Source organism: Dactylosporangium sp. NPDC050688 (assembly GCF_040654515.1).
Lineage (GTDB): Bacteria > Actinomycetota > Actinomycetes > Mycobacteriales > Micromonosporaceae > Dactylosporangium.
The window spans coordinates 68,413-90,569 of the sequence record NZ_JBFAIC010000028.1 but is presented as its reverse complement, the minus strand read 5'-3'; the positions used below and the strand labels follow the sequence as shown (position 1 = coordinate 90,569).

The following is a 22,157-nucleotide window of genomic DNA, read 5'->3' as shown; positions in this document are numbered from 1 at the left end:
TCGGTCACGGGCCGGGCACGGCGCAAGAACCCGGGAAACCCCCAGACTTCAGGTGCATCGCGGGCCCGGCACCCGTCCGGTGCTGGATAGTGACCGTCGTCCGCGGGTGCCTTCCGACCGCTCGAACGCAGGAGTCGCGATGCCTGAACCGCTCGGCACCCTCACCGAGCCGACCCCGGCGATCCCGTTCGCCAACGGCATCGCACCGGCCGGATGGCGCCGCCCGGTGCGCCCGCGCGTCGGGCACATCGAGTTCCTCAACTGTGTGCCGCTGTTCTGGGGGCTCGCCCGCACCGGCAGCCTGCTCGACCTCGACCTGCGCCGGGACAGCCCGGACGGGCTCAGCGACGCCCTCACCGCCGGTGACCTGGACATCGGGCCGATCAGCCTGATGGAGTTCCTCAAGCACGCCGGCGACCTGGTCGCGCTGCCCGACATCGCGGTGGGCAGCGACGGCCCGGTCATGTCGTGCCTCATCGTGAGCAAGGTGCCGCTGGAGCGGCTCGACGGCGCGCGGGTGGCGCTCGGCTCCACCAGCCGCACCTCGGTCCGGCTGGCCGCGCTGCTGCTCAGCGACCTCGTCGGGGTGCGGCCGCAGTACTTCGCGGCCCCGCCCGACCTGGACGTCATGCTCAGCGACGCACCGGCGGCCGTGGTCATCGGCGACGTCGCGCTGCGGGCCGCGCTCGCCGACGCGCAGCGGCTGAACCTGCACGTGTACGACCTCGGCGAGATGTGGCGGGAGTGGACGGGCCTGCCGTTCGTCTTCGCGGTGTTCGCCGCCCGCCGTGACTTCGCGGCCCGGGAGCCGCGCACCGTCCAGCGGGTGCACCGGGCGTTCCTGGCGTCGCGGGACCTGTCGCTGCGCGAGGTCGACGCCGTCTGCGAGCAGGCGGCCCGCTGGGAGCCGTTCGACGCGGCGATCCTGCGCCGGTACTACGTGACGGCGCTCGACTTCAGCCTCGGACCGCGGCAGCTGGCCGGGATCGCCGAGTTCGCCCGCCGGGTCGGCGGCCCGGAGGCCGGCTTCCCGCCGGACGTCGAGGTGCGGTTGCTGTCAACGCCGTGACCCGGGCCGGCCCGGCACACGGACATCGTCACTCCCCGAAAGGCTCTGCCATGCCCCGATCTGCCAGTGCGGTGCTCGACCGAGCCGCCGCAGGCGAACGCATCTCCGCCGAGGAGGCGCTGGAGCTGTACCGCTCCGCGCCGCTGCACGCCCTCGGCGCCGCGGCGGACACGGTGCGCCGCCGCCGGTACGCCGGTGTCGAGCACATCGCCACGTACATCATCGAACGCAACATCAACTACACCAACGTCTGCGTGACGGCGTGCAAGTTCTGCGCCTTCTACGCGCCGCCGAAGAGCGACAAGACCTGGGAGCGCGACCTCACCGACATCCTGCGCCGCTGCGCGGAGACCGTGGAGCTCGGCGGTACCCAGATCATGTTCCAGGGCGGGCACCACCCGGACTACGGCGTCGAGTACTACGAGGGCATGTTCAAGGCCATCAAGGACGCGTACCCGTCGCTGGTCATCCACTCGCTCGGCGCGTCCGAGGTGCAGCACATGGCGAAGGTGTCCGGGGTCAGCCCGGAGGAGGCGATCCAGCGGATCAAGGCGGCCGGCCTCGACTCGTTCGCCGGCGCCGGCGCCGAGCTGCTGCCGGCCCGGGCCCGCACGGCGATCGCCCCGCTGAAGGAGAGCGGCGAGCGCTGGCTGGAGATCATGGAGATCGCGCACGGCCTGGGCGTCGAGTCGACCTGCACGATGCTCATGGGCACCGGCGAGACCAACGCGGAGCGCATCGAGCACCTCCGGATGGTCCGCGACGTGCAGGACCGCACCGGCGGGTTCCGGGCGTTCATCCCGTACACGTACCAGCCGGAGAACAACAAGCTGCAGGGCCAGACGCAGGCGACCTCCCTGGAGTACCTGCGGATGATCGCCATCGCCCGGCTGTTCTTCGACAACGTCGCCCACATCCAGGGCTCGTGGCTCACGACCGGCAAGGAGATCGGTCAGCTGTCGCTGCACTACGGCGCCGACGACCTCGGCTCGGTGATGCTGGAGGAGAACGTGGTCTCCTCCGCGGGGGCGAAGCACCGCTCCAACCTGCTGGAGATGATCCACCTGATCCGGGCGTCGGGCCGGGTGCCGGCCCAGCGCAGCACCACCTACGAGCACCTGCGGGTGCTGGAGGACCCGGCCGACGACCCGGTCGACGACCGCGTGGTGTCGCACCTGAGCTCGACCGCGGTCGAGGGCGGCGGAATCGGCGCGATCGCGCCCCAGCGGCTGTTGAAGGTGACACCGGTCGGATGAGCCGTGCGGGTGGCTGTCGCGGCGACGAGCTCCGGCCGGCGCCGGCCCGGTCGGGAGGATGACATGCAGATCATCGGTAACGGGTTCCTGGCGAAGAACCTCGGCGAGGCGTTCGGCGACCGGTTCCCGGAGGTGACGGCCCTCGCCGCGGGCGTGTCCAGCACCTCGGTCACCGACCCGGCCGAGTTCGACCGGGAGGCCGAGGTGCTCTACGCGGCGCTGCGCGGGTGCGCGGCGCAGGACCGGACGCTGCTGTACTTCTCCACCGCGTCGTTCGCGATGTACGGCCACACCGCCGCCCCCGCGGCGGAGGACGGGCCGCTGTTCCCGCCGTCGGCGTACGGCCGGCACAAGCTGGCCCTGGAGGCCTGCGTGCGGGCGTCCGGGGTGCGCCACGTCGTGCTGCGGCTCAGCCACGTGGTCGGCCCGCACCAGCGGCCGCACCAGCTGCTGCCGGCGATCGTGCGGCAGGTCGGCAGCGGCACCGTCACCGTGTACCGCGGGGCGCACCGCGACCTGCTCGACGCCCGCGACCTGATGCACGCCATCGACCGGCTCCTCGTCGCCGGCGCCGGCGACGTGGTCGTCAACGTCGCCTCCGGCCGGCCGCTGCCGGTCGAGGAGATCGTCGACGGCGTCGCGAAGCGCCTCGGCGCCGCGCCCGACCGGGTCTACTCGACGGGTCCGTTCTCCCGCACCGAGGTGTCCCTGGAGCGGCTGCGGACGCTCGTGCCGGACTTCGGCACCGTCTCGCCGGTCGCCCCCGCCGACCCGGGCTACCTCGACATGCTGCTGGACCGCTACCTGGACCGGGCGGTGGCAGCGCCGACGCGCTGAGCGGGCCACGGGCGGGGAGCGCACGAGCAGCGGGCCGGCCGGCGTCGGGAAGGGGCGGCCGGCCCGCGTTGCAGCCCGTACCGGTGCGCGGCGAAGTTTGAGGATTGTGCTAGGCCCCGCCGCCTACGGTCAGTCGCGGGCACCATCGAGACGGGGGACCTGTGCAGCCGACCGACGACGCGACGATGAGCGACCTGGAAGCCTCGGTCGACCGGCTGCTGACGGTGCACGCGAGGGTGATGGCGCATGTGTACGCGCTGATCAGCGAGGCCGAACCGCACGCCGCGGCAGCGCATTATCCGCTGTCGCAGACGCAGCGGGAGATCTGGTTCCTCGACCAGCTCGGCGACGCCTCCTCGCAGGCCTACAACGAGACCGCGCTGCTGGACCTGGCCGGTCCGCTCGACATCGGCACGCTGCGCCGGGCGCTGGACGCGGTGGTGGCGCGGCACGACAGCCTGCGGACCGTCTTCGCCGCGGACGGCTCCTGGCAGCGGGTACAGCCGCCCGCGCCGGTCGAGCTGCCCGTCGTGGACGTGGGCGAAGACCGCGCGGCCTGGTTGCAGGACCGGGTCCGGGAGACCTTCGACCTGACCAGCGGGCCGCTGCTGCGCGCCGCGCTGCTGCGCCTCGGGCCCGAGCACCACCAGCTGCACCTGCTGGTGCACCACAGCGTCATCGACGGATGGTCGTTCGTGGTCGTCATCGACGAGCTGCTGCGCCTGTACGAGCAGGAGCGCACCGGCGTCCCCGCCGGACTGGGGCCCGCACCGGCCTACCGCGACCACGTCGCGCGCCAGGCGGCCCGCCGCGACGGCCCGGCCGGCCAGGCGGCGGCCGCGTACTGGACCGGACGGTTCCGCGGCCCCCGGCCCGTGCTGCAGCTGCCGCTGGATCGGCCCCGGCCCGCCCGCGGCGCCGGCCCGGCCGCCCGCATCGAGCTCGCCCTGGACCCGGCCGTCGCCGGCCTCGCCGCCACCCGCGCGCGGGAGCTGCACACGACGCTGTTCACGGTGCTGTTCACCGCGTACGCGCACCTGCTGCACAGGCTCACCGGCGAGGACGACATCGTCGTGGGCATCCCGGTGGCCCAGCGCGACCACCCCGGCGCGGACGTGCTCGTCGGGCACTGCAACACGGTGCTGCCGGTCCGGCTGGTCCGCGACGGCGCCGCCACGGTCGCCGAGCAGGTGCGGGCCGTCCAGCAGGCCCTCGTCGGCGCCTACGACCACCCCGACTTCAGCATCGAGCTGCTCCGTGGGGAAGGCACCGGCCCGGCGCCGCTGCTGCGGACGTTCTTCAACCTCGACCGGGCCCGGGTCATGCCGCACCCGACCGGCCTGCACGCGTCGGTGCTGACCCCGCCCGCGGCCGTCGCGAAGGTCGACCTGTTCGTCGACATGCTCATCGTCGAACGCGACCTCACCGTCGTCTTCGAGTACGACACGGCCCTGTTCGACGCGGTGACCGTGCACGGCTTCGCCGCCATGTACGAGCACGTGCTGCGCGGCCTGACCGCACACCCCGGCGACCGCGTCGACGGCATCGAGCTGACCCCGCCGGCGCAGTGCCGGGAGCTGCTCGCCGCCGGTCGCGGGCCGGTCACCGCGCCGCATCCGGCGCGCAACGTCCTGGAGCTGTTCGAGGCCCAGGCCGCGGCGACCCCGGACGCGACCGCGGTCGTCCACGACGGCGAGCGGCTGTCCTACGCGGACCTGGACACCCGCGCCGAGGCCCTCGCCCGGCGGCTGCGCCGGCACGGTGCCGGGCCGGAGGGCCGCGTCGGCGTGCTCCTGCCCCGCTGCGCGGGCCTCGTCGTCGCGGTGCTCGGCGTGTGGAAGGCCGGGGCGGCGTTCGTCGCCCTCGACCCGGACCAGCCCGCCGCCCGCCGCGCTGCCGTGGCCGCCGACGCCGGGGTCCGGCTCGCGGTCACCACCACCGCCCTGGCCGCCGAGTTCGACGGCGTCAGCGTCGCCCTGGACGACCAGTTCGACGGCGTCAGCGTCGTCCTGGACGACCCGGTCGCCGAGGACGGCGGCGGACGGGCGCCCCGGCGGGTCGAGGGTGCCCTCGCGTACGTCATCTTCACGTCCGGCTCGACCGGCCGGCCGAAGGGCGTCATGGTCACCGACGACGCGCTGCTGGCCGTGCAGCGCGGCTGGGACCAGGCGTACCGGCTGCCGGGCCGGGTCACGTCGGTGCTGCAGATGGCGAACTTCGGCTTCGACGTCTTCGTCGGCGACCTCACCCGCGCCCTGTGCAACGGCGCCCGTCTCGTGCTGTGCCCGCGCGAGCTGCTGCTGCAGCCGGAGCACCTGCTGGAGCTGCTGCGGCGGGAGGCCGTCGACTGCGCCGAGTTCGTGCCGCTCGTCGCCCGCCGCCTCGCCGACCACGCCGCCGCGACCGGTGCCCGCCTCGACGGCCTGCGCCTGCTCATCGTCGGCTCCGACCTGGTGCACGGCGACGACCTGGTGCGGCTGCGGGCGCTGCTCGGCCCCGGCGGGGAGGTCGTCAACTCCTACGGCCTGACCGAGGCCACCATCGACAGCACCTACCTCGTGCACGACCGGGAAGGCGACGGCGGCGCGCTGTGCCTCATCGGCGGGCCGTACCCCAACGCCGAGGCGTACGTCCTCGACGACGACCTGCGCCCCGTCCCCGTCGGCGTGCCCGGCATGCTGTACGTCGGCGGCGGCCTCGCCCGCGGCTACGCCGGCCGGCCCGGCCTCACCGCCGCCGCGTTCGTCCCGCACCCGTACGGGTCGCGGCCCGGCGCCAGGCTGTACCGCACCAGCGACCTAGCCCGCTGCCGCCGCCGCGGCGACGGGCTCACCATCGAGTACCTCGGCCGCCGCGACCAGCAGGTGAAGATCCGCGGGTACCGCATCGAGCTCGGCGAGGTCGAGGCGGCGCTGCGCGCGGTCACCGGCGCCACCGAGGTCGTCGTGCTGCCTCTCCGCGGCGACACCGACGGCGACGACCGGCTCGTCGCACACGTCGTCGCCGCCCCGGCGGCCGGGCAGCTCGCCGACTGGCACGAGCAGCTCGGCACCCGGCTGCCGCGGTACATGGTCCCCGACGGCTACGTGCTGCACGCCGCGCTGCCGGCCGGCGCCAACGGCAAGGTCGACCGGGCGGCGCTGCTGGCCCGCGGCACCGACGGCGTCCAGGTCGCCCGGCGCGCCTACGTCGCCCCCCGCACCGACCTCGAGCGGCGCCTCGCCGGCGTGTGGTCCGACGTGTTCGGCCGCGACCGGATCGGCGTCGAGGACGACTTCTTCGCCCTCGGCGGGCACTCGCTGTTGGCGACGCGGCTGGTCAGCCGGGTCCGCGCCGCGCTGGGCCTGGAGCTGACGATCCGGACGCTCTTCGAGACCCCGACGATCGCGGCCATCGCCGGCGGCCTCGACGCCGCGCTCGACGCGGCCCTGGACGCCGGCCGCGGCCGGCTCGTCGCCGGGATCCGGCCCGCGCTGGTGGCCGCCGACCGCCCGCCGGCGGTGCCGCTGTCCCCGGCGCAGCAACGGCTGTGGTTCCTGCACGAGTTCGAGGGGCCCGCCGCCACGTACAACATCCCCCTCGCGCTGCGGCTGACCGGCGACCTGGACGCCGAGGCGCTGCGGGCCGCGTTCCACGACGTCGCCGCCCGGCACGAGACGCTGCGCACGACGGTGCGCACCGTCGACGGCATCGCCGTGCAGCAGGTCGAGCCCGCCGCCACGGTCCGTGTCCCGTGCTCGGCCCGGTCCGTGCACCCCGGCGACCTGCCCGCCGCGATCGCCGCGGCCGCCGCCGAGCCGTTCGACCTCACCGCCGAGCTGCCGCTGCGGGTGCACCTGTTCGCGCTCGGCGCCGGCGAGCACGTCGTCGTCGTGGTGCTGCACCACATCGCCGCCGACGCCTGGTCGATGGCGCCGCTGGCGCGCGACCTCACCGCCGCCTACGCCGCCCGCCGCGACGGCGAACTGCCGCGGTGGGCGCCGCTGCCGGTCCAGTACGCCGACTACACCCTGTGGCAGCAGCGGCTGCTCGGCGCCGACACCGACCCCAGCAGCCTGCTGAGCCGGCAGGTCGCGTACTGGCGGACCGCGCTCGCCGGTGCGCCCGCCGCCCTGGAACTGCCGGGCAACGGCACCGGCGCGCCGGGCGGGGGCGCCGACGTGCGCTTCACGGTCGAGCCCGCGCTGCACGCCGCCCTGGCCCGGCTGGCCCGCAACGGCCGCGGCAGCGTCTTCATGGTCGTGCAGGCGGCCCTCGCCGCGCTGCTGACCGCCCTCGGCGCCGGCACCGACATCCCCATCGGCAGCCCCGTCGCCGGCCGCCTCGACGAGGCCCTCGACGACCTCGTCGGCTTCTTCGTCAACACCCTCGTGCTGCGCACCGACACCTCCGGCGACCCGACCTTCCGGGAGCTGCTGGAGCGGGTCCGCGACACCGACCTCGCCGCGTACGCGCACCAGGACGTCCCGTTCGAGCACCTGGTGCTCGCCCTCAACCCGCCCCGCGACGACGGCCGCCACCCGTTCTTCCAGGTGATGCTCGTCGCCGACGGCACCGAACAGGTGCGCGCCGAACTGCCCGGCCTGCGGGTCACCGAGGAGGCCCTGGCCGCGACGACCGCGAAGTTCGACCTGGTCCTGGTGCTGCGGGAGCGTTTCGGCCCGGGCGGGCGCTGCGACGGCATCCGGGCCGACCTGCGGTACCGCACCGACCGCTTCGACCGCGCCGACGCGGACCGGCTCGCCACCCGCCTGGTGCGGGTCCTGGCCGCGGTCGCCGCGGACCCCGACGTGCGCTGCGCCGACCTCGACGTCATGGACCCCGCCGAACGCGACCTGGTCCTGCACACCTGGTCGGGCGCCGCCCCACAGCCGCCGCAGGGCGCCGCCCCACAGCCGTCGCAGAGCCTTGCCTCGCAGCCGTCGCAGGGCCTTGCCTCGCAGCCGTCGCGGGACCCGGCGACGCTGCCGGAGCTGGTGGCGGCACAGGTCCGGCGGACTCCCGACGCGGTCGCGCTCGACGGGGCCGGCGGCCCGGTCACCTACGCGGAGCTGGACGCGCGGGCCGCCCGGCTCGCCGCCCGGCTGCGCGCCTGCGGGGCGGGCCGCGACGGGCGGGTCGCCCTGGCCCTGCCCCGGGGCGCGGACCTGGTCGCCGCAGCCCTCGCCGCCGGCAAGGCGGGCGCCGCGTTCATCCCCGTCGACCTCGACGCGCCCGCGGCCCGCATCGCGCGGCTGCTGAGCGACGCCCGCCCGGCCGTCACGGTCACCGACGCGGCGCACCGCGACCTGCTGCCCGACGTGCCGGTCGTGCTCACCGACGACACCGACGACACCGGCGGCATCGGCGGCGACACCACAGAAAGCATCGCGGCGCCGCTGCCCGGTGACGAGGCGTACGTGCTGTACACGTCGGGCTCCACCGGCCGGCCGAAGGGTGTCGTCGTGCCGCACGAGGCGGTCGTCAACACCCTGCGCTGGTACGTCGACGCCGTCCCCGTCACCCCGTCCGACCGGGTCCTGTTCAAGACCCCGCTGACGTTCGACCCGGCGCTGCTGGAGCTGTTCGGCACGCTCGCCGCCGGCGCCACCATCGTCCTGGCCGACCCCGACGGGCACCGCGACCCCGGCTACCTGGCCCGCACGATCGAGGACTTCGCGGTGACGTCCGTGAAGTTCGTGCCGACCACGCTGCGGCAGTTCCTCGACGTTGTCGACGCCGGCCGGTGTACGACCCTGCGCCGCGTCCTCTGCGGCGGCGAGGCGCTCCCGGCCGAACTCGCCGGCCGCTGCCTGGACCTGCTCGACGTCGAGCTGCTCAACCTGTACGGGCCGACGGAGACGGCGATCGAGGCGACCGCCTGGCGGACCCGCCGCGGGCCGCTGCCGCGCCACGTCCCGATCGGCCGGCCGATCCGCAACGCCCGCGCCTACGTGCTCGACGAGCGGCTCCGCCCGGTCCCGCCTGGCGCGGCCGGCGAGCTGTACCTCGCCGGGGGCGGGCTGGCCCACGGCTACCTGGACCGGCCCGGCGCGAGCGCCGCCGCGTTCGTCCCCGACCCGTTCGGCCCGCCCGGCGGGCGGCTGTACCGCACCGGCGACCTGGTGCGCTGGAGCGGCGACGGTCAGCTGCTGTTCCTGCGCCGCACCGACAGTCAGGTGAAGCTGCGCGGCGTGCGGATCGAGCCCGGCGAGGTCGCCGCGGCGCTGCGGGAGCTACCCGGCGTCCTCGACGCGGCCGTGCTCGTGCGCCGGCTCGACGGCGAACCGGCGCTCGTCGGGTTCGTCGCACACGGCGCCGCCCCGGCGCCACAGGCCGCCGCCCTGCTCAAGCGGCTGCGGGCGGTGCTGCCGGCGGTCATGGTGCCGGCCCGCCTCGTCTTCGTGCCCGCGCTGCCGGAGCTGACCAGCGGCAAGACCGACGAGCGGGCGCTGGCCGACATGCCGCTGCAGCCGGTCGGCGCGGCCTACGTGGCGCCGCGCACCGCCGCCGAGGCCGCGATGCTGCGGGTCTGGGAGGAGATCCTGGACCGGCCCGGCATCGGCGTCGAGGACGACTTCTTCGCCCTCGGCGGCCACTCGATGCTCGCCACCCGCCTCGTCGCCCGCCTCCGCGCCGACCTCGGCGTGGAGGTGCCGGTCCGGGCGGTGTTCGAGGCGCCGACCCCGGCCGGGCTCGCCGCCCGCCTCGACCGCGCCGCCAGCAGCACCCGGCCCCCGCTGGTCCCGGCGCCGCGGCCCGGCGTGGTGCCGCTGTCCTTCGCCCAGCAGCGCCTGTGGTTCCTGTACCGGCTGACCGGCCCCAGCGCCACCTACAACGTGCCGCTGACGATCCGGCTGACCGGCACCCTGGACACCGCGGCGCTCGCCGGGGCGCTGGGCGACGTCGTCGCCCGACACGAGAGCCTGCGCACCACGGTCGTCGAGCTCGACGGGGTCGCCGCCCAGCGGATCGTGCCGGCCGCCGACGCCGCCGTCGAGCTGACCCTCATCGACGGCGACCTCGACCTGGACGCCGCCCTCGCCGGCACCGCCGCCACCGCCTTCCGCCTCGAGGCGGACCTGCCGCTGCGCGCCTGGCTGCTGCCGGCCGGCCCCGGCGAGCACGTGCTGAGCCTGGTGCTGCACCACATCGCCTGCGACGGCTGGTCGATGGTGCCGCTCGCCACGGACCTCGCCCGCGCCTACGCCGCCAGGGTCGCCGGCGACCGGGTCCGGTGGGAGCCGCTGCCGGCCCAGTACGCCGACTACACGCTGTGGCAGCAGCAGCTGCTCGGCGAGCAGCGCGACCCCCGCAGCCTGCTGTCCCGGCAGACCGCCTACTGGCGGCGGGCCCTGGCGAAGGTCCCGGCGGAGCTGGCGCTGCCGTTCGACCGGCCCCGCCCGGCCGTGTCGACCTCCGCCGGCCGCGGGGTCCGCTTCACCGTCCCGGCCGCCGTCCACGACGGCATGGCCGCGCTCGCCCGTGGGCACCGGGCCAGCGTGTTCATGGTCGCCCAGGCGGCCCTCGCGGCGCTGCTCACCGGCGCGGGCGCAGGCACGGACATCCCGCTCGGCACGCCCGCCGCGGGCCGCACCGACCCGGCCCTCGACGACCTCGTCGGCATCTTCGTCAACACCGTCGTGCTGCGCACCGACACCTCCGGCGACCCGGCCTTCACCGACCTGCTCGCCAGGGTCCGCGACACCGACCTGGACGCGTACGCCCACCAGGACGTGCCCTTCGACCACCTGGTACGGGCGCTGAACCCGGCCAGGTCCGGCGCCCGGCACCCGCTGTTCCAGGTGATGATCGTCGCCGACGACACCGACCGCGGCGCGCTGGAGCTGCCCGGCCTGCGGATGCGGATCGAGCCGGCCCCGTCGACGACGGCGAAGTTCGACCTCAACCTGATGCTGCGGGAGCGGCTCGGCCCCGGCGGTGCCTGCCTCGGCGTCGACGGGCTGCTCGAGTACAGCGTGGACCTGTTCGACGACGCGACCGTCACCCGGCTCGCCGAGCGGTACACGGCGCTGCTCGCCGAGGCCGTCGCCGACCCGCAGACCCGCTGCTGCCGCCCCTTCGATGTCCGCAACGCCTCCGCGAAGACGGTGACCGCTGGTGAATGACTTCCTGCCCAACCCCTGGCTGCCGAACCGGCGGCGCTCCTACGACACCGTGCTGCGGGTGTTCTGCTTCCCGCACGCCGGCGGGGCCGCCTCCGCGTTCCGGATGTGGCAGCAGCACCTGCCCTACGGGCTGGAGGTGTGCCCGGTCCAGCTGCCCGGCCGCGAGTCGCGCTTCAGTGAGCCGCTGCCGACCGGCGTCGTCGACCTCGTCCCCGACCTCGCCGACGCGCTGCTGCCGGCGCTGGACGTGCCGTTCGCGTTGCTGGGCAACAGCATGGGCGCGCTCATCGCGTACGAGCTGGCCCGGCACCTGCGCAGCGAGCACCTGCTGTCGCCGACCCGGCTGGTGATCGCCGGGGCGAAACCGCCCGGCGGCGCCGCCCGGATGCCTGCGCTCAGCCACCTGCCGGACCTCGAGTTCGGCCGGGCGATGCAGGCCCGGCACGGCGGCATCCCCGCCGAGGTGCTCGACGACCCGCAGATCGCCGCGGTCTACCTGCCGGTGCTGCGGGCCGACATGGCGATGGTCGAGGGGTACGTCCCCGCGCCCGGACCCCCGCTCACCTGCCCCGTCAGCGCCTACGTCGGGGCCGGCGACACCGTCAGCGGCCCCGAGGACGTCAACGGCTGGGCCGCGGTGACCACCGGCCGCTTCGACCGGCGGATCCTGCCCGGCGACCACTTCGCCGTCCTCGGCCACGCCGGGCTCGTCCTCGGCCGGCTCGCCGACGAACTCGCCCTGCGCTGAACGCCCCGCCCACCTTTTCCCGGAAGGACACCGACATGGCCGACGACGACGAGACCCGCCGCTACAGCGTGGTGGTCAACGACGAGGAGCAGTACTCGATCTGGCCCGACGGCCGCGACGTCCCCGCCGGCTGGCGGGAGACCGGCTTCGCCGGCACGAAGGACGAGTGCCTCGCCCACGTCGACGAGGTGTGGACCGACATGCGCCCGCTGAGCCTGCGCCGCGCCATGGAACACCAGAACCTCTGAGCGTCCCCCCAGCGATCCGCCGCGGCCCGCCCCGGGCCGCGGGCCCCTCACCGAAGGCGGTGCAGCCCATGGCCTCCGAGCGTCCCCTCGACGACCAGCCCCCGTTGCTCCCGCGGCTGCGCGCCGCGGCCGGCGCGGACCGGGACCGGATACTGCTCGACGTGGTCCGGGCCGCGGTCGTCGCCGCCACCGGCAAGCCGGGACCGGTCGCCGCCGGGCTCGCCTTCCGGCAGCTCGGCGTGTACCGGGCCATCGGCACCCGGCTGCGGGAGGCGCTCGCCGCGGCCACCGGGATCCGCATCCCCTCGACCCTGCTGTTCGACTATCCGACCCCGGCCGCCGTCGCCGCGTTCCTGCGCGCCGAGCTGCTCGGCGAGTCCTTCGACGAGCCGGGCCCGGCGGCCCCGGCCGCCTCCGACGCCGGCGACCCGGTCGTGATCGTCGGCATGAGCTGCCGGTACGCGGGCGGCGTCGACACCCCCGAGGCGCTCTGGCAGCTCGTCGCGGCCGGCGCCGACACGGTGACGACGTTCCCGGCCGACCGCGGCTGGCGGACCGACCTGTACGACCCGGACCCCGACGCGGTCGGGAAGTGCTGCACCCGGCACGGCTCGTTCCTGCACGACGCCGCCCAGTTCGACCCGGCGTTCTTCGGCATCAGCCCGCGCGAGGCGCTCGGCATGGACCCGCAGCAGCGGCTGCTGCTGGAGGTGGCGTGGGAGGCCCTGGAGTCGGCCCGCATCGACCCGTTGTCGATGGCCGGCCGGCCCGGCGGCGTATACGTCGGCGTGCCCTACACCCACTACGGCCCGGCGCTGCACCGCCCCGCCGACGGCATGCACGGCTACCTGCTGACAGGCAGCCTGACCAGCGTCGCGTCCGGCCGCGTCGCCTACACCCTCGGCCTGGAGGGGCAGGCTGTCACCGTCGACACCGCCTGCTCGTCGTCGCTCGTCGCGCTGCACCTGGCGACCCGGGCGCTGCGCGGGGGCGAGTGCGAGCTCGCGCTCGTCGGCGGCGTCACCGTCATGTCGACGCCGGGCGTGCTCATGGAGTTCAGCCGCAAGCGGGGGCTGTCGCCCGACGGGCGGTGCAAGGCGTTCTCCGACGACGCCGACGGCACCGGCTGGGGTGAGGGCGCCGGCATGCTCGTGCTGGAGCGGCTGTCCACCGCCCGGGCCCGCGGCCACCGGATCCTCGCCGTCGTGCGCGGCTCCGCGCTCAACCAGGACGGCGCGTCCAACGGGCTGACCGCGCCGAACGGCCCGTCGCAGCAGCGGGTCATCCGCGCCGCGCTCGCCGACGCCGGGCTGTCGCCGGCCGACGTCGACGCCGTCGAGGCGCACGGCACCGGCACGGCCCTCGGCGACCCGATCGAGGCGCAGGCGCTGCTGGCCACCTACGGCCGGCACCGCGGCGACGCCGGCCCGCTGTGGCTGGGCTCGCTGAAGTCGAACGTCGGGCACACCCAGGCGGCCGCCGGCGTCGGCGGCGTGATCAAGATGATCCTCGCCATGCGGCACGGCGTGCTGCCGCGCACCCTGCACGTCTCGTCGCCCTCCACCCACGTCGACTGGTCCGCCGGCCGGGTCGAGCTGCTGCGCGAGGCGGTCCCGTGGCCGCGGACCGGCCACCCGCGCCGCGCCGCCGTGTCGTCGTTCGGCGTCTCCGGCACCAACGCGCACGTGATCCTGGAGGCCCCGGAGCCGGAGGAAGCCGGCCTGGTGGAGTCCGCGCCGGGACCGGTGCCGATCGTGGTCTCGGGGCGCGGCGACGCGGCGCTGCGGGCGCAGGCCGGCCGGCTCGCCGGGTACCTCGCCGACCACCCCGAGCTCGACCTCGCCGCCGTCGGCTGGTCGCTGGCCAGCACCCGCGCCGCGCTGTCGCACCGCACCGCCGTCGTCGGCGCCGACCACGCCGGCGTCCGCGCCCAGCTGCGGCAGCTCGCCGCCGGTGCCGCGCCTGCCGCCGTCGCCCGCCCCGGCGGCAAGGTCGCGTTCGTGTTCCCTGGCCAGGGCGCGCAGTGGACCGGCATGGCCGTGCGCCTGCTCGACACCGACCCGGTGTTCGCCGCGTCGATCGCCGGGTGCGAGGCGGCGTTCGCCCCGTACGTGGACTGGTCGCTGACCGAGGTCCTGCGCGGCGCGCCGGGCGCGGCCCCGCTCAGCCGGGTCGACGTCGTCCAGCCGGTGCTGTTCGCGGTGATGGTGGCCCTCGCCGCCGCCTGGCGGGCCGCCGGCGTCGAACCCGACGTCGTCGTCGGGCACTCGCAGGGCGAGATCGCCGCCGCGTACGTCGCCGGGGTCCTCACCCTCGACGACGCCGCCCGGGTCGTGACGCTGCGCAGCCAGGCGCTGTCGGCGCTGGCCGGCAAGGGCGGCATGCTGTCGGTGGCGGAGCCGGCCGAGGACGCCGCGCGGCGGCTCGCCCCGTGGGCCGGCCGGCTGGGCGTCGCCGCGGTCAACGGCACCACCTCCGTGGTGGTCTCCGGCGAGCCCGGCACGCTCGATGAGTTCACCGCGGTGTGTGCGGCGGCAGGTGTACGGACGAAGCGCATCGACGTCGACTACGCCTCCCACGGTGTGCAGGTGGAGGCGATCCGGGACCGGCTCCTCGAAGTCCTCGGCCCGGTCGCGCCCCGGCCGTCGACCGTGCCGATGCACCCGACGGTCGGCGCCGACCTCGACGGGGTGGCCGTCGGCGACGCCGAGTACTGGTACCGCAACCTGCGCCACACCGTCGAGTTCGCCGGCGCCGTCCGCGACCTCGCCGAGGCGGGCGTGACGACGTTCATCGAGGTCAGCGCCCACCCGGTGCTCACCGTCGGGATCCAGGAGACGCTGGAGGACGCCGCCGCCGAGGCGTTCGTCACCGGTACCCTGCGCCGCGACGACGGCGGCCGGGACCGGTTCCTCACCGCGCTGGGCGCCGTCTGGGCGCACGGCGCGGCCGTCGACTGGACCGGCGTCTTCGGCCCCGACCGGCGCACCGTCGACCTGCCCACCTACGCCTTCCAGCGGCAGCGGTACTGGCTCGAGGCGCCGCTGCTGGAGGACCCCGCGGCCGCCGGACCGGCCGGCACCGTCGACGCCGAGTTCTGGGCCGCCGTCGAGCGCAGCGACGCGGCCGGGCTCGCCGGGGTCCTCGCCACCGACACCGGCGCGGTCTCCGCCGTGCTGCCCGCCCTGCGCACCTGGCACGAGCAGCGGGCCGTCCGCGGCACGGTCGACGGGTGGCGGTACAAGGTCCGCTGGGACGCCCTGCCCGAGCCGCCGGCCGCCACCCTGACCGGCGAGTGGCTGCTGGTCCACCCGGACACCGGGACCGCCGGGACGCTCGCCGGGCCGGTCGGGGCAGCGCTGGCCGCGCACGGTGCGACCGTGCGCACCCTCGCCGTGGACCTGCCCGGCACCGACCGCCCGGCCCTCGCCGGCCTGCTGCGCGGGTCGCTGACCGGCCCCGTCGCCGGGGTGCTGTCGCTGCTCGCCACCGGCGACGAGGCACCCGCCGCCGTGCCCGCCGGCGCGGCCGGCAACCTGCTGCTCGTGCAGGCCCTCGCCGACCTCGGCGTCACCGCGCCGCTGTGGTGCGTGACCCGCGGCGCGGTCGCTGTCGACGGCGAGCGGCCCGCCGCCCCGGCACAGGCACAGACCTGGGGCCTCGGCCGGGTCGCGGCCCTGGAGCACCCGCGCACCTGGGGCGGCCTTGTCGACCTGCCGGCCAGCGACCTCGACGACCGTGCGGGCGCCAGGTTGTGCGCGGTGCTCGCCGGCGCCGGCGGGCTCGCGGGGGAGGACCAGGTCGCGGTGCGCGCCACCGCCGTCTTCGGGCGGCGGCTGATGCCCGCCGGGACCGGCACCGCGGCACCCGCCCGCACCTGGCGGCCGTCCGGGACCGTGCTGGTCACCGGCGGCACCGGGGCGCTCGGCGGGCACGTGGCCCGCTGGCTCGCCGCGGCCGGCGCCCGCCGCCTGGTGCTCACCAGCCGCCGCGGCGCTGCGGCCCCCGGCGCGGCCGACCTCGTCGCCGAACTCGCCGCCGCCGGCACCGAGGCGAGGGTGGTCGCCTGCGACGTCGCCGACCACGACGCCGTCGCGGCGCTCGTCGCCGGCTGCGCCGGCCGCGGCGAGCCGATCACCGCCGTCATGCACACCGCCGGCGTCGCCGACCTGGCCGCGCTGCCGGACCTGACCGTCGACGGGATGGCCGCCGTCGCCGCCGGGAAGGTCGCCGGTGCGCTGCACCTGGACGCCCTGCTGGACCGCGACGCCCTCGACGCCGTCGTCTACTTCTCCTCGATCGCGGCCGTCTGGGGCGTCGGCGACCACGGCGCGTACGCGGCCGCGAACGCCCACCTCGACGCCCTCGCCGAACAGCTGCGCGCCGACGGCGTCGCCGCCCACTCGATCGCGTGGGGCCCGTGGGCCGGTGGCGGCATGATCGCCGACTCTCTCGCCGACACGCTGCGCCGCCGCGGCGTCCCGCTGATCGACCCCGAGCCGGCCATGCACGCCCTGCAGCAGGCGCTGGACCACGACGACACCACCGTCGCCGTCGCGGACGTCGACTGGGAACGCTTCGCCGCCGTCTTCGGCAGCGCCCGGCCCAGCCCGCTGATCAGCGCGCTGCCGCAGCTGCGCCGCCTGCGGGACGAGCCCGCGGCCCCGGCCGGGGCAGCGGCCGGCGGCGACCTCGCCCGCCGGCTGGCCGGGCTCGGCACCGCCGAGCGTGACCGGGCCCTGCTCGACCTCGTCCGCGGCCAGGTGGCCCGGGTCCTCGGGCACGCGTCCCCGGCCACCGTCGAGAGCTCCCGGGCGTTCATGGAGCTCGGCTTCGACTCGCTGTCCGCGGTCGAGCTGCGCAACGGGCTCAACGCCGCGACCGGCCTGCGCCTGCCCGCCACGGCGGTGTTCGACCACCCGACGCCCGCGCACCTGGCCCGGTTCCTGCGCGCCGAGCTGTTCGGCGACGCGGCCTCCGCAGCGCCGGCCACAGGGCCGGCCGCGGGGCCCGTTGCCGTCGTCGACCGGGACGACCCGGTCGTCATCGTCGGCATCGGCTGCCGGTACCCGGGCGGGGTGCGCAGCCCGCAGGACCTGTGGCGGGTCGTCGCCGGCGAGGTCGACGCCGTCGGGGCGATGCCTGCCGACCGGGGCTGGGACCTCACCGGCCTCTACGACCCGGACCCCGACCACGCCGGCACCACGTACGTGCGGCACGGCGGCTTCCTCTACGACGCCGCCGACTTCGACCCCGAGGCGTTCGGCATCAGCCCCCGCGAGGCGGTCGCCATGGACCCGCAGCAGCGGCTGCTGCTCGAGGTCGCCCGGGACGCCACCGAACATGCCCGGATCGCCCCGACGTCGCTGCGCAACAGCCGGACCGGGGTCTTCGTCGGCATGGCCGACCAGGCGTACGGCTCCCGGCTGCAGGCCGGCGGCGAAGGCACCGAGGGCCTGGAGGGGTACCTCGTCACCGGCGGCGCGTCCAGCGTCGCGTCGGGCCGGGTCAGCTACGTGCTCGGGCTGGAGGGCCCGGCGGTCACCGTCGACACCGCGTGCTCCTCGTCGCTGGTCGCGCTGCACCTGGCGGTGGAGTCGCTGCGCCGCGGCGAGTGCGACCTGGCCCTGGCCGGTGCGGCGATGGTGATGTCGACCCCGGCGCAGTTCGTCGGCTTCAGCCGCCAGCGCGGCCTCGCCCGCGACGGGCGGTGCAAGGCGTTCGGGGCCGGCGCCGACGGGTTCGGCCTCGCCGAGGGCGCCGGCATGGTGATGCTGGAGCGGCTGTCCGACGCCCGGACCAACGGGCACCGGGTCCTCGCCGTCGTGCGCGGGACCGCGGTCAACCAGGACGGCGCCTCCAACGGCCTCACCGCGCCCAACGGGCCGTCGCAGCAGCGGGTGATCCGCACCGCCCTCGCCGACGCCGGCCTCGGCGCGGCCGACGTCGACGTGGTCGAGGGGCACGGCACCGGCACCCTGCTCGGCGACCCGATCGAGGCGCAGGCGCTCCTCGCGACGTACGGCGCCGGCCGCGACCCGGCGGAGCCGCTGTGGCTGGGCTCGCTCAAGTCCAACGTGGGGCACACGCAGACCGCGGCCGGCATCGGTGGCGTCATCAAGATGGTGCTGGCGATGGAGCACGGGCTGCTGCCCAGGACCCTGCACGCCGACGAGCCGTCGCCGCACGTCGACTGGTCGCCCGGCACCGTGCGGCTGCTGGACCGCGCCCGGCCGTGGCCGGCGGGCGGACGGCCGCGCCGCGCCGGGGTGTCGTCGTTCGGCATCAGCGGCACCAACGCCCACGTGATCCTGGAGGAGCCGCCCGCATCCGCCCCGGCCGCCGTGGCACCGCCGGCCGTGCCGGTGGCCGACGGGCCGGTGCCGGTCGTGGTCTCCGCGCACGGCGCCACGGCACTCGCCGCCCAGGCCGGACGGTTGCGCGAGCTGATCGGCGGCGCGCACCACGGTACCGGCGACGCGGACGGCGCCGCGGCGGACCTCGCCGACGTCGCATGGTCGCTGCTCACCACGCGGGCCGCCCTGCCGCACCGCGCCGTCGTCCTCGGCCGCGGCCGCGCCGACGTGGTCGAAGGGCTCGCCGCGCTCGCCACCGGCGCCGGGACCGCCGCGCAGGGCGGCGTGGTGCAGGGCGTGGCCGACGTCGACGGCCGGGTCGTGTTCGTCTTCCCCGGCCAGGGCGCCCAGTGGGCCGGGATGGCGGCCGGGCTGCTCGACGCCGCGCCGGTGTTCGCCGCCTCGGTGCGGGCGTGCGAGGAGGCCCTGGCCCCATTCGTGGACTGGTCGCTGACCGCGGTCCTGCGCGGCGAGGACGGCGCGCCCGGCCTGGACCGGGTCGACGTCGTGCAGCCCGCGTCGTGGGCGGTGATGGTCTCCCTCGCCGCGCTGTGGCGCTCGTACGGCGTGCGCCCCGACGCCGTCGTCGGCCACTCCCAGGGCGAGATCGCCGCCGCCTGCGTGGCCGGGATGCTCAGCCTGCCCGACGCCGCCCGGGTCGTCGCGGAGCGCAGCAAGGCGATCGTCGCGCTCGCCGGCGGGGGAGCGATGGCGTCGGTCGCGCTGCCCGTCGCCGCCGTGCGGGACCGCATCGCCGCCGGCGCCGCGGCCGGCACGGGCGGGATCAGCGTCGCCGTGGTCAACGCGCCGACGGCGGTGGTCGTCGCCGGCGACGTCGAGGCCGTGCACCGGTTCGTGGCCGGCTGCGCCGCCGACGGGGTCCGGGCCCGGCTCGTCGAGGTCGACTACGCGTCGCACTCGGCGCAGGTCGAGCCGATCGAGGGGCGGCTGCTGGCGGCGCTCGCCCCGGTCCGCGGGGTCCCCGGCACGGTGCCGATGCTGTCGACCGCGACCGGCGAGTGGCTCGCCGGTCCGCAGCTGGACGCCGGCTACTGGTACCGCAACCTGCGCGAGCCGGTCCGCTTCGCCGAGTGCGTGCAGCGGCTCGTCGAGGACGGCTACCGGGCGTTCGTCGAGTGCAGCCCGCACCCGGTGCTCACCGTGCCGATCCAGGAGACCGCCGACGCGGGCACCGACGGCGCCTACGTGGTGGCCGGGTCGCTGCGCCGCGGCGACGGCGGGCCCGACCGCTTCGCCCGCTCCGTCGCGGAGCTGTACGTGCGTGGCTGCGCGGTGGACTTCACGCCGCTGCTCGGCACCGGCCGCACGGTCGTGGACCTGCCGACGTACGCCTACCAGCGGCGCCGGCTCTGGCTCGAGGCGCCGGCCACGGCCACCGCGGCGGCCGCCGCGCCCGCCGACGAGCGGTTCTGGGCCGCGGTCCGGCGCGGCGACGTCGCCGGCCTGGCCGTTGCGACGGCGGCGGATCCGGCCGCGCTCGCCGCCGTCCTGCCGGCGCTGCGGACCTGGCACGAGGAGTCGTCGGTGCGGGCCGCCGTCGACGAGCTGCGGTACGCGGTGCGGTGGGCCGCGCTCGCCGAGCCCGCCGGGGTCGCGCTCACCGGCCGCTGGCTGGTCGTGGCGGCCGGTGACGAGCCGGCCGGGGGCACCCTCGATGGCCCGGCCGACGCGGTCCTGCCCGCGCTCGCCGCGCACGGCGCCCGAGCCGAGCTGCTGCGGCTGCCGGCGGGCGAGGCCGACCGGGGCAGGATCGCCGAGCGGCTGCGCCCGCTGACCGGCCGGCCGGTCGACGGGGTGCTGTCGCTGCTGGCCTGGGACGAGGCGCCGCACGGCACGGTGCCGGAGCTGCCCGCGGGCCTGGCCGGCAACGTCGGGCTGGTGCAGGCGCTGCACGACGAGGGCGTCGGCGCGAAGCTGTGGTGCGCGACCGGCGGGGCGGTCTGCGTCGGCGCCGGCGACCTGCTGCACCGGCCGGCCCAGGCACAGGTGTGGGGTATGGGCATCGTCGCCGGTCTTGACGACCCCGCGGGCTGGGGCGGCCTGGTCGACCTGCCGTCCACGATGGACGCCGCCGCGGCCGCCCGGCTGTGCGCGGTGCTGGCCGGCATCGGCGACGAGGACCAGGTCGCGATTCGTGCCGACGGGATCTTCGGCCGGCGGCTGGTGCGGGCCCCGCTCGCCGACGGCCCGCGCCGGCCGTGGCGCCCGCACGGCACGGTGCTGGTGACCGGCGGCACCGGGTCGCTCGGCGGGCACGTGGCCCGCTGGCTGGCCCGCGCCGGCGCGACCCGGCTGGTGCTGACCAGCCGGCGCGGGATGGCCGCGCCGGGCGCCGCGGACCTGGTCGCGGAGCTCGCCGCGCTCGGCGCGGAGGCGACCGTGGTGGCCTGCGACGTCGGCGACCGCGAGGCGGTGCGCCGGCTGCTGGCGGACGTGCCGGCGGGTGCGCCGCTCACCGCGGTGGTGCACGCGGCCGGGGTACCCGGTGACGAGCGGCCCCTGACCGGCACCGACCTGGCGGACATGGCCGCGGTCCTGCGCGGCAAGGCCGCCGGGGCGATGCACCTGGACGCGCTGCTGGCGGCGGTCCCGCTCGACGCGTTCGTCATGTTCTCCTCCGGCGCCGGCGTCTGGGGCAACCTCGGCCAGGCGGCGTACGCGGCCGGCAACGCCTACCTCGAGGCGCTGGCCCGGCACCGGCGCCACCGCGGCCAGGCCGCGACGTGCATCGCCTGGGGCGCCTGGGAGGCCGGCGGCATGGTCGACGCGGGCGAGTCCGCGCGGCTGGCTGGGCACGGCATCCTCGGCATGGACCCGCGGCACGCGGTCGCCGCGCTGCGGGACGCGGTCGAGCACGGCGAGGCCGCGCTGGTCGTGGCCCGGGTCGACTGGCCCCGGTTCGGCACCCTGTACTCGATGGCCCGGCACCGCCCGCTGCTCGACGAGCTGCCCGAGGCCGCCTCCGCCGGTCCCACGGCCGCCGGCGGGCAGGAGCCCGGTGCGCAGCGGCCGGAGCCGGCCCGGCGGCTGCTCGGCCTGGCCGCCGATGAGCGGCAGCGGGAGCTGGTGCACCTGGTCCGCAGCCACGCCGCGGGGACGCTCGGGCACGCGACCCCGGACGCGGTGTCCGCGTCGCGGCCGTTCCGTGAGCTCGGCTTCGACTCGCTCACCGCGGTCGACCTGCGCAACAAGCTCACCGCCGTGACGGGGCTGCGCCTGCCGGTGACGGTGGTGTTCGACCACCCGACGCCGGCCGCGCTCGCCCGGCACCTCAACACGGCGCTCGTCCCGGACGCCGGAGACGGCCCGCTGGCGGCGCTGGACGCGCTCGCGGCGGCGCTGCCCGACGGCGACGTCGACCCCGGCACCCGGCGGCAGGTCGCCGACCGGCTGCGCAACCTGCTGCGCCGCTGGGACGACGGGCCGGCCGGGGACGGGCCGGGGGACGGGCTGGACGACGCCGACGACGAGCAGATGTTCGACCTGATCGACCGCGAACTCGGGCTGACCTGAC

The 22,157-nt window shown here is 76.6% G+C and carries 7 protein-coding genes; all 7 read left to right on the top strand.

Annotated elements, in window-relative coordinates; all coding sequences use genetic code 11:
- Positions 1-139: 139 nt before the first annotated feature.
- The 7 genes from AB0H83_RS25705 to AB0H83_RS25675 all read left to right on the top strand — a co-directional run bounded on the left by AB0H83_RS25705 (position 140) and on the right by AB0H83_RS25675 (position 22,156).
- Positions 140-1,069: a menaquinone biosynthesis protein gene (locus AB0H83_RS25705; protein ID WP_360098649.1), complete on the top strand. Its 930-nt coding sequence runs from the start codon at positions 140-142 to the stop codon at positions 1,067-1,069.
- A 50-nt stretch (positions 1,070-1,119) separates the two neighbouring features.
- On the top strand, positions 1,120-2,325 hold the full coding sequence (gene mqnC, locus AB0H83_RS25700) for a cyclic dehypoxanthinyl futalosine synthase (protein WP_360098647.1): 1,206 nt from the start codon (positions 1,120-1,122) through the stop codon (positions 2,323-2,325).
- A gap of 63 nt (positions 2,326-2,388) precedes the next feature.
- Entirely contained in the window at positions 2,389-3,162 is a 774-nt protein-coding gene (locus AB0H83_RS25695; protein WP_360098645.1) for an NAD-dependent epimerase/dehydratase family protein, read from the top strand.
- A 185-nt stretch (positions 3,163-3,347) separates the two neighbouring features.
- Complete coding sequence (locus AB0H83_RS25690) at positions 3,348-11,270, top strand: amino acid adenylation domain-containing protein (RefSeq protein ID WP_360098643.1); 7,923 nt, start codon at positions 3,348-3,350, stop codon at positions 11,268-11,270.
- On the top strand, positions 11,263-12,018 hold the full coding sequence (locus tag AB0H83_RS25685; RefSeq protein WP_360098641.1) for an alpha/beta fold hydrolase: 756 nt from the start codon (positions 11,263-11,265) through the stop codon (positions 12,016-12,018). The genes AB0H83_RS25690 and AB0H83_RS25685 overlap by 8 nt, the downstream gene beginning before the upstream one ends.
- 35 nt (positions 12,019-12,053) lie before the next feature.
- Positions 12,054-12,266, top strand: coding sequence for an MbtH family NRPS accessory protein (locus tag AB0H83_RS25680; RefSeq protein WP_360098639.1), 213 nt, complete (start codon positions 12,054-12,056; stop codon positions 12,264-12,266).
- A gap of 68 nt (positions 12,267-12,334) precedes the next feature.
- Positions 12,335-22,156 (top strand): type I polyketide synthase, encoded by a 9,822-nt coding sequence (locus AB0H83_RS25675; protein ID WP_360098637.1) that lies wholly within the window; start codon positions 12,335-12,337, stop codon positions 22,154-22,156.
- Position 22,157 lies beyond the last annotated feature (1 nt).